Source organism: Winogradskya humida, assembly GCF_016862215.1.
Lineage (GTDB): Bacteria > Actinomycetota > Actinomycetes > Mycobacteriales > Micromonosporaceae > Actinoplanes > Actinoplanes humidus.
Window position 1 is genome coordinate 1 of record NZ_BOMN01000042.1, and the last position, 15,139, is coordinate 15,139.

Here is a 15,139-nt window from a genome sequence, read left to right on the forward strand (position 1 = left end):
GCCCGCAACGGCCACGCCCGCAACGGCCACGCCCGCAACGGCCACGCCCGCAACGGCCACGCCCGCAACGGCCACGCCCGCAACGGCCACGCCCACGCCCGCAACAACCATGCTCTCAGCGGCCACGCCTGCCGCGGCCAAGCCCGCGTCAGCCAAGCCCGCGGACGCGGCCAGCACTAGCGCCACGACCACCAGCGCCACGACCACCGCTACAAAGCCCACCGCCACCAAGCCCACCGCCTCGAAGTCGGCCGTGAGTAACAAGCCGACCGCGGCTAAGTCCGTGCCCGCGCGGGTCGCCGCGACGACCGTGGCGCCGGTGGGTAACGGGTCGGCGGGGGACGGGCCTGTGGTGCACGATGCCGAGGCTACTCAGCCGTTTACGCCCGTGGAGGCTTCTGGCGGGTTCGGGCTGGCCAGTGCGCCGACCGGGCGGCGGGTTCGGGCGCGGTTGGCGCGGTTCAATGCGCCGTGGCAGACGACTCAGGTCAGTGAGGTTCTTGAGCCGCTGATCGCTACGCACCGGGCGAGTCACCCCAAGGCGGACGGGCGGGCGTTGCAGCGGGCGTTCGACGTGGCCGCGCGGTGGCATTCCGGGCAGTACCGCAAGTCCGGGGACCCGTACATCACGCATCCGCTCGCGGTGGCGACGATCCTGGCCAATCTGGGCATGGATACGACGACGCTGGTGGCGGCGCTGTTGCACGACACGATCGAGGATACCGACTACGGGCTCGAGCAGATGCGGACCGACTTCGGGGGCGAGGTCGCGCTGCTCGTCGACGGGGTGACGAAGCTCGACCGGGTGAAGCTCGGTGACGCGGCCAAGGCGGAGACGATCCGCAAGATGGTCGTGGCGATGGCGAAGGACCCCCGGGTGCTGGTCATCAAGCTCGCGGACCGGCTGCACAACATGCGGACGCTGACCTTCCTGCCGCGGGCGAAGCAGGAGCAGAAGGCCAAGGAGACGCTCGAGATCCTGGCGCCGCTCGCGCACCGGCTCGGTATGAACACGATCAAGTGGGAGCTCGAGGATCTGGCATTCGGGACGTTGTTCCCGAAGCGGTTCGAGGAGATCAACCGGCTGATCGGGGAGCACCAGCCGCAGCGTGAGGCGTTGCTGCGGCAGGTGACCAACCGGGTGTCGCTGGATCTGAAGTCGGCGAAGATCAAGGCCGAGACCACCGGGCGGCCGAAGCACCTGTATTCGATCTACCAGAAGATGATCGTACGGGGGCGCGACTTCGGGGACATCTACGACCTGGTCGGGGTGCGGATCCTGGTCGACACGGTGCGCGACTGCTACGCGGCGCTGGGGGTCATCCACGCCAACTGGCAGCCGGTGCCGGGGCGGTTCAAGGATTACATCGCGATGCCGAAGTTCAACATGTACCAGTCGCTGCACACGACGGTGATCGGCCCGACCGGTAAGCCGGTCGAGATGCAGATCCGGACGTTCGCGATGCACCGTACGGCGGAGTTCGGCATCGCCGCGCACTGGAAGTACAAGGAGCAGAAGGGCGCGACGATCGTCGGGCCGCCCGCCCACATCGACGAGATGACGTGGTTGCGGCAACTGCTGGACTGGCAGCGGGAGGCGAGCGACCCCAGCGAGTTCCTGGACGCGCTGCGCTTCGACCTGTCCAGCCAGGAGGTGTACGTCTTCACCCCCAAGGGCGACGTCATCCCGCTGCCGACCGGGTCGACGCCGGTGGACTTCGCCTACGCGGTGCACACCGAGGTGGGTCACAAGACGATCGGTGCCCGCGTCAACGGCAAGCTGGTGCCGCTGGAGTCGACGCTGTCCAACGGCGACGTCATCGAGATCTTCACGTCGAAGTCGGCCACGGCCGGCCCGACGCAGGACTGGCTGGGCTTCGTCAAGAGCCCGCGCGCGCGGACGAAGATCCGGCAGTACTTCAACAAGGAACGTCGCGAGGAAGCGATCGAGGACGGCAAGGAGGCGATCGTCAAGGCGATGCGCAAGCAGGGGCTGCCCCTGCAGCGCATGCTGACGAGCGAGAACCTCACGACGATCGCGCGCGACCTGCACCTGGCCGATGTGGCCTCGTTGTATGCCGCGGTCGGCGAGAGTGTGGTCTCCGCGCAGTCGGTCGTGCAGAAACTCGTCGCCGGCTTCGGTGGCGAGGAGGGCGCGGTCGAGGACATCGCCGAGACCGCCGTCGCGACCCGCCCGCCCCGCAACCGTACGTCGGCGCAGGACCCGGGTGTCGTGGTCAAGGATGTCAGCGACGTGTGGGTGAAGCTGGCCCGCTGCTGCACGCCCGTGCCGGGTGACGCGGTGTTCGGCTTCGTGACCCGCTCGGGCGGTGTCAGCGTGCACCGCGACGACTGCGCCAACGCCGAGGACCTGCGCGCCCAGCCGGAGCGCGTCGTCGAGGTGAGCTGGAAACCGACGTCCGCGTCGACGTTCCTCGTTGCCATCCAGGTCGAGGCGCTCGACCGGCACAAGCTGCTCGCGGATGTCACCCGTGTCCTGTCCGAGGAGCGGGTCAACATCCTCTCCGCGACGGTCACCACGACCCGGGACCGGGTGGCGGTCAGCCGCTTCACGTTCGAGATGGCCGACCCGAAACACCTGGGCCACCTCGTCGCCGCCGTCCGCAAGGTCGATGGCGTGTTCGACGCCTACCGGGTCACCTCCGGCGCCTGACGACGGCTCCCCGGGCGGACAGAACGCCCGGGAGCGCAGGCGGGCAGAACGCCCGGGAGCTTGAAACGCCCGGGAGCTTGAAACGCCCGGGAGCTTGAAACGCCCGGGAGCACGAAACGAGCGCACGAAAAAGGGCGGACCCCGCGGGGCCCGCCCTTTTTGCTAGCTGCTGAACCGGGTCAGGAAGCCGCGGCCATGGTGAAGGTCTTGATGTCGACCTCCGTCTTCGGGTGGCCGTCGCCCTGGCCGTTGGCGTTGTCGGTGCCGGCCTTGGCGACCTTCTCGACGATGTCCATGCCCTTGGTGATGGTGCCGAGGACGGTGTATTCGGCCGGGAGGTCCGTGTCGGCGTACACGATGAAGAACTGGCTGCCCGTGCTGCTGGGCGACGAGGTCTTCGCCATGGCGATGGTGCCCTTGGGGTAGGCGGGCGAGGCGTTGGTCGGCAGGTTCTCCTCCGCGTAGCGGAAGCTGGGGCCGCCGGTGCCGTCGGTGTCGCGGTAGCCCTTGCCCTTGGCGCTCGGGTCGCCGCACTGGAGGACCTTGATGCCCTCGGTGGTGAGGCGGTGGCACTTGGTGCCGTCCCAGAACTTCTTGCTGGCCAGGTAGTTGAAGGCCGCGCCGGTGCAGGGCGCCTTCGCCAGGTCGACCGTCGCGGTGATGGCGCCGAGGCTGGTGTCCATGGTCAGCGTGTCCTTGCCGGTGTTGGGCACGTTGGCCGGCGGGGTGCCGACGTCGGTGACCTTGGCGCCGGTGCTGCCGTCCTCGGGGATCCACTGGCAGGCGACGGTGCCCGCGGGCGGGGCCGAGGAGGCGGTGGTGGACTTGTCGTCGTCCTTGTTGAGGGCGGCGACGATCCACACCGCCGCGCCGGCGATGACGACGACGGCGAGGGCGGAGCCGATGATGGCCTGACGCTGCCGGCGCTTCTTAGCGGCCACGGCGCGCTCGGCCATCTCCTTCTCGAGGCGCGCCCGCGCCGCCGCGCGCTGCCTGTCCTTGATCGACGACACGGTGTTCCTCCTGTATGCCTTCGTGCGGTGAGGGGGGCGGTTCGGTGGAATTCTGCTCCGGAAAACTCAGGACTGGCTGGAAGCCGAGGGCGCGGCGGCCGGTGAGGCGCCGCCCTCGGGGGTGAATTCGCCGACGGTGACGCTCTTGACGGCGATTTTCGTCTTCGGTGTCACCTTGTCGCCGGCGGCGTTCGCCACCGTCGGGATCTTGCTGATCTTGGTGACGGTGTCCAGGCCTCCGGTGACCTGGCCGACGATGGAGTACTCCGGGTCGGCCGTGGTGTAGTCCTTGAAGAAGATGAGGAACTGGCTGCCGTTGGTGCCCGGCGGGTCGCCGATCATCGCGACGGTGCCCTTGGGGTAGAGCGGTGCGGCGGCGGTCGGGGCCGGGGAGGCGGACGACGAAGGTGCCAGCGGCACGTTCTCGTTGTAGATGCTGTACGTCGGGCCGCCCTGGCCGGTGGCGCTCGGGTCGCCGCAGCGGATCGCGCCCTCGGCGGTGATCTCGTGGCAGGTGGTGTTGTCGTAGAACTGTTTGCTCGCGAGATAGCCGAGGTCGGCGGAGTTGCAGGGCGCGTCGGCGAGGTCGAGCGTCACCACGATCGGGTCGCCCTGGTCCGTGGTGACCGTCATGGCCCGCGTGCCGGAGGTGGGGATGCCGGTGGTCGGGGGCTCACCCACGTCCTTCAGGCTCTTGTTGCTCTCGGTGCTCTGCGGGGTCCACGCGCAGATGTCGGAATTGGCGGCATCGGTGTTCGTCTCGTCGCCGTCGAAGGCACCGCCCAGCCAGGCGACACCGCCGATGATGACGATCAGCGCCACCGCGGCGCCCACACCGGCCTGGATCTGCCGGCGCCGGCGCTGCTTGACGGCCCGGCGCGCCATCTGGCGGTCGAACTTGTCACGCGCCAGCTTCCGCTGCCGGTCCTTGCTGGAAGCCACCGAGCGCTCCCCCTCCTGAAATCTGTGACGCGACGAAAGAACCGGTGACGCGACCAAAAGCCCGTGAAGCGCGAGCGGGAATATAAGGGCCACACGCCCGCAAGAGTGTACGGGTAACGCCTGGGAAAGTGGTGTGCGAGGTTCCGTGCCGGTGTGTACGGTGCGTCCAGCTAGGCTTCCGGGTGAAAAGAATGGGTGAAGGCAACGGGTGAAAGAGAAGGGGGTGCGGAGTGCTCGTCACCGGTTTTCCCGCAGCTGCGCTCGGCACCAACTGTTACGTGCTGGCGACCGGTCCTGGTGAACAGGCGCTGATCGTCGACCCGGGCATCGGCGTGATCGATCAGCTCGACGAGGTGCTCGCCAAGCACCGGTTGCAGCCCGCCGCGGTGTTGCTGACCCACGGCCACTTCGACCACACGTTCTCCGTCGCGCCGGTGTGCGGTGCTCGCGGCATCACCGCGTACGTTCATCCGGCTGATCGCGAAATGCTCGCCGACCCGATGAAGGGTATGGGCATGAGCCTCGACCAGATGCTCGGTGGACGGTTCACCTACACCGAGCCGGATGACGTCGCGGAGCTGACCGACGGCGCCACGATGAGCCTCGCCGGGCTGGAAATCACCGTCGATCACGCACCGGGCCATACGGGCGGGTCGGTGATCTTCCGGGTGCCGGGTTCCGGCACGTCGTGGGAGGCGGAGCAGATCTGCCTCACCGGTGACGTGCTCTTCGCCGGCTCCATCGGCCGCACCGACCTGCCGGGTGGCAACACCTCCGTGATGATGACCAGCTTGCGGGAGAAGATCCTGCCGCTGGCGGACGACACGGTGGTTCTGCCCGGCCACGGATCCGAGACGACGATCGGCCGTGAGCGCGCCCAGAACCCGTACCTGCGGGAACTGACGGCAGCGCCGGGCCTGTAACTCAAGGAGCATCATGAGCAAGCCCACCCCGCTGTCCGGCTTCCCGGAATACCTGCCGGCCCAGCGGATGATCGAGCAGAACCTGATCGAGCGCATCCGTTCGACGTTCGAGCTGTACGGTTTCGCGCCGCTCGAGACGCGTGCGGTCGAGCCGATGGACCAGTTGCTGCGCAAGGGCGAGACCTCCAAAGAGGTGTACGTCCTGCGCCGGCTGCAGGAGGACCCGAACGCCGAGAAGGACGACAACGCCCTCGGGCTGCACTTCGACCTGACGGTGCCGTTCGCGCGGTTCGTGCTGGAGAATTCCGGCAAGCTGCAGTTCCCGTTCCGGCGTTACCAGATCCAGAAGGTGTGGCGCGGTGAACGCCCGCAGGAGGGCCGTTACCGCGAGTTCCTGCAGGCCGACATCGACGTGGTCGACCGGGACAACCTGCCGTTCCACTACGACACCGAGATGCCGCTGGTGGTCGGTGACGCGCTGCGGTCGCTGCCCATCCCGCCCGCGACGATCCTGGTCAACAACCGCAAGGTGTGCGAGGGCTTCTACCGCGGCCTCGGCCTGGAGGATCCGGACGAGGTCCTGCGTACGGTCGACAAACTGGACAAGATCGGGCCGGTGAAGGTCGCCGAGCTGCTGGTGGCCAGGGGCGCGTCGGCCGCGCAGGCGGAGGCGTGTCTGCAGCTCGCGCAGATCTCCACGAGCGACGCCTCCTTCGTCGACCTGGTTCGCAAGCTGGGCGTCGACAACGAACTGCTCACCGAGGGCCTCGAGGAGCTCGCGCGGGTGGTGGAGACGGCGAACGAGCACGCTCCGGGGCTGATCCGGGCCGAGCTCAAGATCGCCCGGGGGCTGGACTACTACACCGGCACGGTCTATGAAACCGAGCTCCAGGGGTACGAGCGCCACGGCTCGATCTGCTCCGGCGGCCGCTACGAAAACCTGGCATCGTCGGGCAACGAGCGTTTCCCCGGCGTCGGCATCTCCATCGGCGTCTCCCGCATTCTCGGCCTGCTCTTCGGCCGCGACGCGCTGACGATCTCGCGCAGCGTCCCCACCGCCGTGGTGGTCGCGCTGCCCCAGGAGGAGCTGCGCGGCCGCTGCGACCAGATCGCCCGGTCGCTGCGGTCCCGCCGGATCAGCACCGAGGTCGCCCCGTCGGCGGCGAAGTTCGGCAAGCAGATCCGGTTCGCCGAGCGCCGCGGCATCCCGTACGTCTGGTTCCCCGGTGCCGACGGTGAGCCGGACACCATCAAGGACATCCGCTCGGGTACGCAGGTCGAGGCCGACGCCGCGACCTGGGAGCCCCCGGCGGAGGACCGCACGCCACTAGTCCAGGGCGTCTAGGAATTCCTCGATCGCCGTGCCGACCACCCCGAGCACCTCGGTGTAGTTGCGCAGCGGTCCCGGCACGCGGAGCGAGTGCTCGCCGTTCTCGACGGTGAGCACTCGCTTTCCCGTTGCCCGGGCGGCGCCGGCGTCCCACCACTCGTCGGCCGTCCCGCAGACGAGCAGCTGCGGCGCCGTGTTGCGGGTGATCCCGTCGACGACCGTCTGCCGGGTGAGCAGCGGTGTCAGCCAGATCGCGGGCAGCGACCGCTCGGCGGCCAGCGCCGCGGCGTACGTTCCGAACGATTTGGCGATCACGACGGGTTGCGCACCGGCGGGCAGTCGCCGCAGGGCCAGCTCGATGTGGACCCGGACGAACGGCTCGGGGTCGACGTCGAGGATGCCCCGGGGTGGCGACCAGGTGACGGTCTCGATGTGCGCCTCGCGATCGCGCAGCGCCTCCCAGCCGAGATCCGGCAGGGTGGTGAGATGCCCGGTGCCCCCGGGGACGACAATTCCCGCGATCATGGGGGTCAATATAGATCCTATGTGCACTCTGGGATGCCGTTAACGCAATGGACACGCGTCGATACGCTGTGTGAAATCGGCTGTTCCTAGCTTTCGGGGCACGAACCCGCGGGCGAAGGGACAAGTCCCATGTCACCTGTCAGACGGACCCTCATCACGCTGCTTGCCGCCGGCCTTCTCGCCGGTGGCTGCGCCAACGACCCCTCCGAAGGCGGCGGGAGCGGCGGCAACACCATCAAGGTCGGCATTCTGCATTCCCTGAGCGGCACCATGGCCATCAGCGAGGTGACCGTACGCGACTCCGAGCTGCTCGCCATCGACGAGGTCAACGCCGCCGGTGGCGTACTCGGCAAGAAGCTGGAGCCCGTCGTGGAGGACGGCGCGTCCGACTGGCCGACGTTCGCGGAGAAGGCGCAGAAGCTGATCAACGAGGACAAGGTCGCGACGACGTTCGGCGGGTGGACGTCCGCCAGCCGTAAGGCGATGCTGCCGGTCTTCGAGCGCAACAAGGCCCTGCTCTGGTATCCGGTGCAGTACGAGGGGCTGGAGAGCTCGCCGTACATCTTCTACACCGGAGCGACCACGAACCAGCAGATCGTGCCCGCTCTCGACTATCTCAAGCAGCAGGGCAAGAAGTCGGTCTTCCTGGTCGGCAGCGACTATGTGTTCCCGAGGACCGCCAACAAGATCATCAAGGCGTACGCCGCCGCGAACGGGATGACGATCTCCGGCGAGGAGTACACGCCGCTGGGGACCACCGAATACTCGACGATCGTCAACAAGCTCGGGCAGGCCAAGCCGGACGTCGTCTTCAACACGCTCAACGGCGACAGCAACGTCGCGTTCTTCAAGCAGCTGCGCAGCGCCGGGTTCACCGCGCAGACCATGCCCACGGTGAGTGTCAGCGTCGCCGAGGAGGAGGTCACCGGCATCGGGCCCGCCAACGTCGCGGGGCATCTGGTGGCGTGGAACTACTACCAGACCACCGAGGGCACCACGAACAGTACGTTCGTCAAGGCGTACAAGGCGAAGTACGGCGCGGACAAGGTCACCTCCGACCCGATGGAGGCCGGCTACAACGCCGTGAAGCTGTGGGCCGCCGCCGCGGCGAAGGCCGGCAGCGTGGACGTCGACGCCGTCAAGAAGGCGGCCGGCGGGATCTCGCTGGACCTGCCCGAGGGCAAGGTCACCATCGACGGCGAGAACCAGCACGTCTACAAGACCGCACGGATCGGCCTCATCCAGCCCGACGGCCAGATCAAGGAGGTCTGGAACTCCGGCGCCCCGATCAAACCCGACCCCTACCTCAAGGGGTACGCCTGGGCAGCCGGGCTCTCCTGATGAAAGAGCTCCAAGAGGGCGGGCTGTCTTGATGGGAACTCTCAACCAGCTCGTCATCGGCGCGAGCATCGGGGCGGTGCTGCTGCTCGCCGCGCTGGGTCTGACGTTCACGTTCGGCCAGATGGGCGTGATCAACATGGCGCACGGCGAGTTCATCATGGCGGGCGCGTACACCGCGTACGTGCTGCAACCGCTCGCCGGTGACCAGGCCGTCATCGTCGCGCTGCCGGTGGCGTTCGCGGTCGGTGGCGTGCTGGGCCTGATCCTGGAACGGCTGATCATCCGGCGCTTCTACGGCCGCCCGCTGGACACGCTGCTGCTGACGTTCGGCATCAGCCTGATCCTGCAGCAGGCGGCCCGGGACATCTTCGGCGCGCCGAACGTGCAGGTCGACGCGCCGGGCTGGCTGACCGGGGGCGTCGACCTGGCCGGGGTGCGGATCGCGTACAACCGGCTGTTCATCCTCGTGCTCGCGATCGGGTGCGTGGTGGCGATCTCGCTCTACCTGAGCAAGCTCCGGCAGGGCCGGCGGATGCGGGCGGTGATGCAGAACAGGCAGCTCGCGGCGGTCAGCGGGGTGGCGACCGGGCGCGTGGATCAGGCCACGTTCTTCATCGGCTCCGGGCTGGCCGGGGTCGCGGGGGTGGCGCTGACGTTGATCGGGCCGGTGGGGCCGACGCTCGGGACGGCGTACATAGTGGACGCTTTTCTCGTTGTCGTGGCCGGCGGCCTCGGTCAGCTGAAGGGTGCGGTGATCGCGGCCTTTGTCCTGGGTGTGCTGAACAGCTTCGTGGAATTCTGGACGGCGAACGGCGCGAGCTTCGCCAAGGTGGTCGTCTTCGCGGTGATCATCGCGTTCCTCCAGTTCCGGCCGCAGGGCATGTTCGTCCTGAAATCGAGGGCGCTCACATGAGAACAAGATCGTTTTCGGTGCGGCGGCGATCCTGCTGCTGGTCGTCGCGCCGCTGGTGCTGTCGCCGTTCCGCCTCGACCTGCTCGGCAAATACCTCTGCTATGCGATCGTCGCCGTCGGCATCTCCCTCGCGTGGGGCCGCGGCGGCATGCTGACCCTGGGCCAGGGCGTGTTCTTCGGCCTCGGCGGCTACGCGATGGGCATGCACCTGAAACTGCAGGACGGCGAGCTGCCCGACTTCATGTCGTGGAGCGGCGTCGAGGAGCTGCCGCTGCTGTGGAAGCCTTTCGCCAACCCGGTCTTCGCGCTGGCGATGGTGATCGTGCTGCCGGTGCTGGTCGCGACGCTGCTCGGTCTGCTCGTCTTCCGGCAACGGGTGCGCGGCGCGTACTTCGCGGTGCTGTCCCAGGCCCTCGCGGCGGCGTTCGTCATCCTGCTGATCGGCCAGCAGGGCCTCACCGGCGGCACCAACGGGCTCACCAACTTCCAGTACTTCTTCGGCCTCGACCTCTACGAGGACGCGGACCGCCGGATCCTCTATCTGGTCACGGCGCTCATTCTGGGTGCGTCTTATTTATCGGTACGCCAACTGGTGCGCAGCCGCTACGGACAGCTCCTCGTCGCCATCCGGGACGGGGAGGACCGCGTTCGCTTCCTGGGGTACGACCCCGCGCTCGTGAAGACGGTCGCGTTCGCGGTCTCGGCGGGGCTGGCGGGGATCGCGGGCGCGTTGTTCGTACCCCTCGTAGGCCTGTTGTCACCCGCCAACCTGGGCATCGTCGCCTCGCTCGAGCTGCTGGTCGGTGTCGCGATCGGCGGGCGATATTCGCTGGCCGGGGCGGTCGCCGGCGCGCTGCTGTTCAACTACGCCAAGACCATCTTCAGCGAGCAGTGGCCGGACGGCTGGCTCTACGTCCAGGGCGCCCTGTTCGTCGCGGTCATGGTGTGGGCACCGCGCGGCCTGGCCGGCCTGTCCCACCAGTTCCGCGACGCCCTCTCGTCCCGGCGAAAAGTCGAGGTACAAGCATGAGTGCGCTTCTTGAAGTACGCGGTCTCAACGTCGTCTTCTCCGGCTTTCACGCGATCACCGATCTGGACTTCACCCTGCAAGCGGGGGAGCTGCGGTTCCTCATCGGACCCAACGGCGCGGGCAAGACGACGCTGATCGACGTGATCACCGGGCTGACCAAGCCGGCGTCGGGCTCGGTGCGGTTCGCGGGCGAGGACCTGGCCGGCAAGCGGGAGTACAAGATCGTGCGCGCGGGCGTCGGGCGTACCTTCCAGACCTCGGTGGTCTTCGACGAGCTCAGCGTGCTCGACAACCTGGACCTGGCAGCGGGTTTCCGCCGAAGAATGACGGGCCTGCTGCGCCGCCGCCACGGCATCTCCGACGACGTCGCCTCGGCGCTGGACACGATCGGCCTCGGCGACCTGGCCGACCGCCCGGCCGGGGTGCTGTCCCACGGCCAGCGCCAATGGCTGGAGATCGGCATGCTGGTCGTGCAACGCCCCCGCCTGCTACTACTCGACGAGCCGGTCGCGGGCATGAGCCGCGACGAACGCGACCGCACCGGCGAACTGATGCAATCGGTGGCCAAGGACCACACGGTGCTGGTGGTGGAACATGACATGGCGTTCCTGCGCCGCTTCGCCAGCACGGTCACGGTCCTGCACGAGGGCCGTCTGTTGTGCGAGGGCACGGTCGCCGAGGTGCAGGCCGACCCCCGCGTGCAGGAGGTCTACCTCGGACGCAAGGAAAGGGTCTAGATGCTGGAAGTCAAGGACCTCCACGTCGCGTACGGCCGGGCCCGCGTCCTGTTCGGCGTTGACCTCCAGGCACCCCCGGGCTCCCTGGTCTGCCTGATGGGCCGCAACGGCGTCGGCAAAACCACCCTGCTCAAGGCCGTCATGGGCGTGCTCCCGGCCCGCCAGGGCACGGTGCTGTTCGACGGCAAGGACATCACGAAGTCCCCCATCCACGAACGGGTCCGCGCCGGCCTCGGCTACGTCCCCCAGGGCCACGAAACCTTCCCCCAGCTCACCGTCGCCGAGAACCTCCAGGTCGCCCGGGAGTCCGCCCCAAAGGCCCGCCCCGGCACCCTCGACGAGGCACTGGACCTCTTCCCTGCCCTGCGCGCCCTGCTCAAACGCCGAGCCGGCTTCCTCTCCGGCGGCCAGCAACAACAACTAGCCATCGCCCGAGCCCTGGTCACCGAGCCGCGCATGCTCCTGCTCGACGAGCCGACCGAGGGCATCCAACCATCCATCGTCCAGGAGATCGAGTCCGCAATCCGCCAACTCCACACCACCGGCCTGACCATCCTCCTGGTCGAGCAATACCTCGAACTGGCCCTCCGCCTGGCCGACCACTTCGTCATCCTCGACGCCGGCGAGGTAGTCCGAGCCGGCGCCGCAACCGAACTCCGCGACGACGAGGGGGTCCGCCGCCTCCTGGCCGTCTGACCACAGTGGCCAATCGGCGAGTCTCCCTGCGTCGTGGCAGGGGCCGTTGTTCGGCGGTGCCGAGATGGACGGCGAGGACAGCTGGAGCTGGCCAAGGGCAGGAAGTTGCGCCGAAACCGGCTATGCCGCCATCTTCTGCGGCGTCATATGTCAAGCATGGGCCAATTACGTCTGGCCGGGAAACATGTGTTCTTCTGTCAGACGTGATTGGCCGGTTTTGAGGTGCAACACCGCAGAAAGTTTTCGTATCCCGGTGTCCGGCGCAACATTCAGCCGCGCGGCATGGGCTGCAGCACTACTCAGGGCCCTAGGGGAGGTCGAAGAGCATGCAGCTGGAGGTGGCGTGGGCGACCAGGCGGCCGGTGGAGTCGGTCATGCGGGCCTCGGCCAGGGCGGTGCGGCGGCCTCGCTGGAGGACCGAGCCGGTGGCGGTGATCATGCCGGAGGCGAGGGTGACGGCGCGGAGGAACTTCACGTTGAGGTCGAGGCTGGTGTAGCCGACCCCGGCGGGGAGGGTGCTGTGCACCGAGCAGGCCGCGGCGGTGTCGAGCAGCGTTGAGATCACGCCGCCGTGGACCGTGCCGAGGGGGTTGTAGTGGAACTCCTGGGGGCGGACGCCGACCGTGACGCTGCCCTCGACGACCTCGAACTTCTCGATGTCCATCAGGTGCATGATCGGGGGAGCGGGGACCTCGCCGCGGGACATGGCCTGGAGCAGTTCGAGGCCGGAGCGGTTGCCGAGCAGGGCGGCGTTCTGCGCCGGGTCCGACCACCCGAAGGTGCGGGTCCGGGTCTCGTCCTGAGTCTGGGTCATAGACGCAGGTTGGCAGCACTGGCTGCGTCTGTCAACGAGACCTAGGCTGGAGGGTATGACCCAGACCACAGCACGCCCCGAGGCACTGGACTGGTCCGTCGATACCTGCACGATCGGCCGCGCGATGGAGATCCTGGGGGAGAAGTGGACCCTGGAGGTGCTGCGGGAGGTGTTCAACGGGATCCGGCGCTTCGCCGACATGCGGGAGCGCACCGACATCCCCCGGCAGGTCCTCACCAACCGGCTCCACTCCCTGGTGGCGTGCGGGGTGCTACGCCGCGAGCCGTACCAGGAGCCGGGGGCGCGGGTCCGGCACGAGTACCGGCTCACCGCGAAGGGGCTGGATCTCTACCCGGTGCTGGTCTCGGTGAAGGAGTGGGGTGACCGGTATCTGGCCGAGCCCGAGGGGCCGCCGCTGACCATGGTGCACCGGGACTGCGGTGCCGAGATCCACGGCGAGCTGCACTGCGGGAGCGGGCACGCCGTCACGGCGTACCGTGAGATCGTGCCCAGGCCCGGACCAGGCGCTCAGCGGCGATAGGCTTTCCGGCCGTGACCACCACGGCCTGGGCCCCTCTGCACGACAAGATTTTCCGCGGGCTCTGGATCGGCGTGCTCGCCAGCAACGTCGGCACCTGGATGCAGACCGTCGGGGCGTCGTGGCGGCTGGTCGCCGAGCCGGACGCCGCGACCTGGGTGAGCCTGGTGCAGACCGCGACCATGCTGCCGGTGCTGCTGCTGGCGCTGCCGTCGGGCACGCTCGCCGACACGTTCGACCGGCGCCGGCTGCTGCTCGGGGTGCAGGTCGCCCTCTTCGCGGTGGCCACGACGCTGACCCTGCTGACCGCGGCGGACCTGATGCCCCCGCCGCTGCTGCTGGTCTTCACGTTTCTGCTCGGGGTCGGGCAGGCGCTGACGCTGCCGGCCTGGCAGGCGGTGATCCCCGAGGTGGTGCCGCGCACCGAGCTGGCGTCGGCGTCCGCGCTCGGGGCGGTCAACACCAACCTCGCCCGGTCCGCGGGGCCCGCGGTCGCCGGGCTGCTGGTCGCGCATGCCGGCGTACCCGTCGTCTTCGGTCTCAATGCCCTGTCCTTCGCCGTCTTCGCGGTCGCGTTGCTGCGCTGGCGGCGCCCGAAACAGGGTGGTGGCGGGCAGGCCGAGCGGTTCGGGCCGGCGCTGCGGGCCGGGGGCCGCTACGTGCGCTACTCGCCGGTGGTGAGCCGGATCCTGCTGCGGGTCGTGCTCTTCGTGCTGCCGGGCAGCGTCGTCTGGGGGCTCGTGCCGCTGGTCGCCGACCAGCAGCTGCACATGGGCTCGCGGGGCTACGGCGTGCTGCTCGCCGCGCTCGGGATCGGCGCGATTCTCGGGGCGCTGCTCATGCCCCGGATCCGGGAGAAGGTCCCGCCCAACCGGCTTCTGATCATTTCCGGCCTGGTGTACGCCGCGGCGCTCAGCGTCGTAGCGCTCGTCCCGCATCCGCTCGCGGTGATCCCCGTGCTGGTCGCCGCGGGCCTCGCCTGGATGGTGCAGGTGTCGCGGATGAACGCCAGCCTGCAGCTCTTCCTGCCGAGCTGGGTGCGGGCCCGCGGGTTCGCCGTCTACCAGGTCGTCTTCGCGGGTGCCCAGGCGCTCGGCGCGTTCGCGTGGGGGCAGGTGACCCAGCACTCGGACCTGACAGCGGCGTACCTGCTGGCGGCGGCGCTGATGCTGCTCGGGACGGCGACCGTGCCGTGGATGCCGCTGCACGCCCACGCCGAGGACAAGGGCGGTCCGGTGAACTTCTGGCCCGAGCCGCACCTGATGCTCGAGCCGCACCTGGACGAGGGGCCGGTCCTGGTCACCAACCGCTACCGGGTCGCGAAGGAGAACCGGGACGCGTTCGTGGGCGCCATGCAGGCGGTGCAGCGGTCCCGGCGGCGGACCGGGGCGTCGCGCTGGGGGCTGTTCCGTGACGGCGAGGAGAAAGAGATCTTCGTCGAGGTCTATCAGGTGCCGACGTGGGAGGAGCACCTGCGCCAGCACGACGAGCGGATGACCGAGGCCGACGAGGATGCCGAGGCCAAGGCGGTCGCGCTGGCGCAGGGGCCGCCGGACGTCACGCACCTGCTGCCCGCCGACTCCCCCGATTAGCCCGATGTTTCGTAATTGTTCCGTTTAACCTCAAAGGTGAACCGCAGTCCACTGCGGTACTTGCCAGGAGG

The 15,139-nt window shown here is 68.6% G+C and carries 15 protein-coding genes; 11 read left to right on the forward strand and 4 right to left on the reverse strand.

The genetic code is table 11. The features are described 5' to 3' along the window. Nucleotides 1–180 (forward strand): hypothetical protein (locus Ahu01nite_RS18775; protein WP_203837858.1); only part of this gene is annotated, 180 nt, incomplete at its 5' end. A 73-nt stretch (nt 181–253) separates the two neighbouring features. Beyond that, complete coding sequence (locus Ahu01nite_RS18780) at nt 254–2,674, forward strand: RelA/SpoT family protein (protein WP_307794530.1); 2,421 nt, start codon at nt 254–256, stop codon at nt 2,672–2,674. Nucleotides 2,675–2,853: 179 nt separating this feature from the next. Here the strand turns inward: Ahu01nite_RS18780 and Ahu01nite_RS18785 are convergent, their stop codons facing one another. Together Ahu01nite_RS18785 and Ahu01nite_RS18790 are read right to left on the reverse strand one after the other, a co-directional pair. After that, on the reverse strand, nt 2,854–3,687 hold the full coding sequence (locus Ahu01nite_RS18785; RefSeq protein WP_203837859.1) for a peptidylprolyl isomerase: 834 nt from the start codon (nt 3,685–3,687) through the stop codon (nt 2,854–2,856). Nucleotides 3,688–3,753: 66 nt separating this feature from the next. Next, nucleotides 3,754–4,629, reverse strand: a complete 876-nt coding sequence (locus tag Ahu01nite_RS18790) for a peptidylprolyl isomerase (RefSeq protein ID WP_203837860.1) — start codon at nt 4,627–4,629, stop codon at nt 3,754–3,756. Nucleotides 4,630–4,859: 230 nt separating this feature from the next. Here Ahu01nite_RS18790 and Ahu01nite_RS18795 point away from each other — a divergent pair, with 230 nt between their 5' ends. Both Ahu01nite_RS18795 and hisS read left to right on the forward strand, forming a co-directional pair. Beyond that, entirely contained in the window at nt 4,860–5,552 is a 693-nt protein-coding gene (locus Ahu01nite_RS18795) for an MBL fold metallo-hydrolase (protein WP_203837861.1), read from the forward strand. A 13-nt stretch (nt 5,553–5,565) separates the two neighbouring features. After that, a complete protein-coding gene (hisS, locus tag Ahu01nite_RS18800) occupies nt 5,566–6,897 on the forward strand; it encodes a histidine--tRNA ligase (protein ID WP_203837862.1) in 1,332 nt (443 codons plus the stop codon). On the opposite strand, the gene Ahu01nite_RS18805 is transcribed toward hisS, so the two are convergent. After that, entirely contained in the window at nt 6,880–7,407 is a 528-nt protein-coding gene (locus tag Ahu01nite_RS18805; RefSeq protein WP_203837863.1) for an alpha/beta hydrolase, read from the reverse strand. The two genes, hisS and Ahu01nite_RS18805, sit on opposite strands and share 18 nt — an antisense overlap. Nucleotides 7,408–7,536: 129 nt before the next feature. Here Ahu01nite_RS18805 and urtA point away from each other — a divergent pair, with 129 nt between their 5' ends. Genes urtA through urtE form a run of 5 tightly spaced genes read left to right on the forward strand, consistent with a single transcriptional unit; the run spans nt 7,537 to nt 12,124 of the window. Continuing rightward, on the forward strand, nt 7,537–8,748 hold the full coding sequence (gene urtA, locus Ahu01nite_RS18810) for an urea ABC transporter substrate-binding protein (protein ID WP_203837864.1): 1,212 nt from the start codon (nt 7,537–7,539) through the stop codon (nt 8,746–8,748). A gap of 31 nt (nt 8,749–8,779) precedes the next feature. Then, on the forward strand, nt 8,780–9,661 hold the full coding sequence (gene urtB, locus Ahu01nite_RS18815) for an urea ABC transporter permease subunit UrtB (RefSeq protein WP_203837865.1): 882 nt from the start codon (nt 8,780–8,782) through the stop codon (nt 9,659–9,661). Nucleotides 9,662–9,716: 55 nt separating this feature from the next. Beyond that, nucleotides 9,717–10,691, forward strand: coding sequence for an urea ABC transporter permease subunit UrtC (gene urtC, locus Ahu01nite_RS18820; protein ID WP_239158955.1), 975 nt, complete (start codon nt 9,717–9,719; stop codon nt 10,689–10,691). Next, on the forward strand, nt 10,688–11,428 hold the full coding sequence (urtD, locus tag Ahu01nite_RS18825; protein ID WP_203837866.1) for an urea ABC transporter ATP-binding protein UrtD: 741 nt from the start codon (nt 10,688–10,690) through the stop codon (nt 11,426–11,428). Before urtC ends, urtD begins: the two co-directional genes overlap by 4 nt. Next, the gene (gene urtE, locus Ahu01nite_RS18830; RefSeq protein WP_203837867.1) at nt 11,429–12,124 is read left to right on the forward strand and encodes an urea ABC transporter ATP-binding subunit UrtE; all 696 of its coding nucleotides are present in this window, start codon (nt 11,429–11,431) and stop codon (nt 12,122–12,124) included. Nucleotides 12,125–12,431: 307 nt separating this feature from the next. On the opposite strand, the gene Ahu01nite_RS18835 is transcribed toward urtE, so the two are convergent. After that, nucleotides 12,432–12,938, reverse strand: a complete 507-nt coding sequence (locus Ahu01nite_RS18835) for a PaaI family thioesterase (RefSeq protein WP_203837868.1) — start codon at nt 12,936–12,938, stop codon at nt 12,432–12,434. Between the two features lie 55 nt (nt 12,939–12,993). On the opposite strand from Ahu01nite_RS18835, the gene Ahu01nite_RS18840 reads away from it, so the two are divergent. Together Ahu01nite_RS18840 and Ahu01nite_RS18845 are read left to right on the forward strand one after the other, a co-directional pair. Continuing rightward, nucleotides 12,994–13,479, forward strand: coding sequence for a winged helix-turn-helix transcriptional regulator (locus Ahu01nite_RS18840; RefSeq protein ID WP_203837869.1), 486 nt, complete (start codon nt 12,994–12,996; stop codon nt 13,477–13,479). An 11-nt stretch (nt 13,480–13,490) separates the two neighbouring features. Then, a complete protein-coding gene (locus Ahu01nite_RS18845; protein ID WP_203837870.1) occupies nt 13,491–15,068 on the forward strand; it encodes an MFS transporter in 1,578 nt (525 codons plus the stop codon). The last annotated feature ends 71 nt before the right edge of the window (nt 15,069–15,139 follow it).

Excerpts from the sequence above, each read along its gene's own strand:
- urtD (WP_203837866.1), top strand. The coding sequence starts at position 10,688 with ATGAGTGCGCTTCTTGAAGTACGCGGTCTCAACGTCGTCTTCTCCGGC.
- Ahu01nite_RS18835 (WP_203837868.1), bottom strand. The coding sequence starts at position 12,938 with ATGACCCAGACTCAGGACGAGACCCGGACCCGCACCTTCGGGTGGTCG.
- Ahu01nite_RS18840 (WP_203837869.1), top strand. The coding sequence starts at position 12,994 with ATGACCCAGACCACAGCACGCCCCGAGGCACTGGACTGGTCCGTCGAT.
- Ahu01nite_RS18805 (WP_203837863.1), bottom strand. The coding sequence starts at position 7,407 with ATGATCGCGGGAATTGTCGTCCCCGGGGGCACCGGGCATCTCACCACC.
- urtE (WP_203837867.1), top strand. The coding sequence starts at position 11,429 with ATGCTGGAAGTCAAGGACCTCCACGTCGCGTACGGCCGGGCCCGCGTC.
- urtB (WP_203837865.1), top strand. The coding sequence starts at position 8,780 with ATGGGAACTCTCAACCAGCTCGTCATCGGCGCGAGCATCGGGGCGGTG.
- hisS (WP_203837862.1), top strand. The coding sequence starts at position 5,566 with ATGAGCAAGCCCACCCCGCTGTCCGGCTTCCCGGAATACCTGCCGGCC.
- urtA (WP_203837864.1), top strand. The coding sequence starts at position 7,537 with ATGTCACCTGTCAGACGGACCCTCATCACGCTGCTTGCCGCCGGCCTT.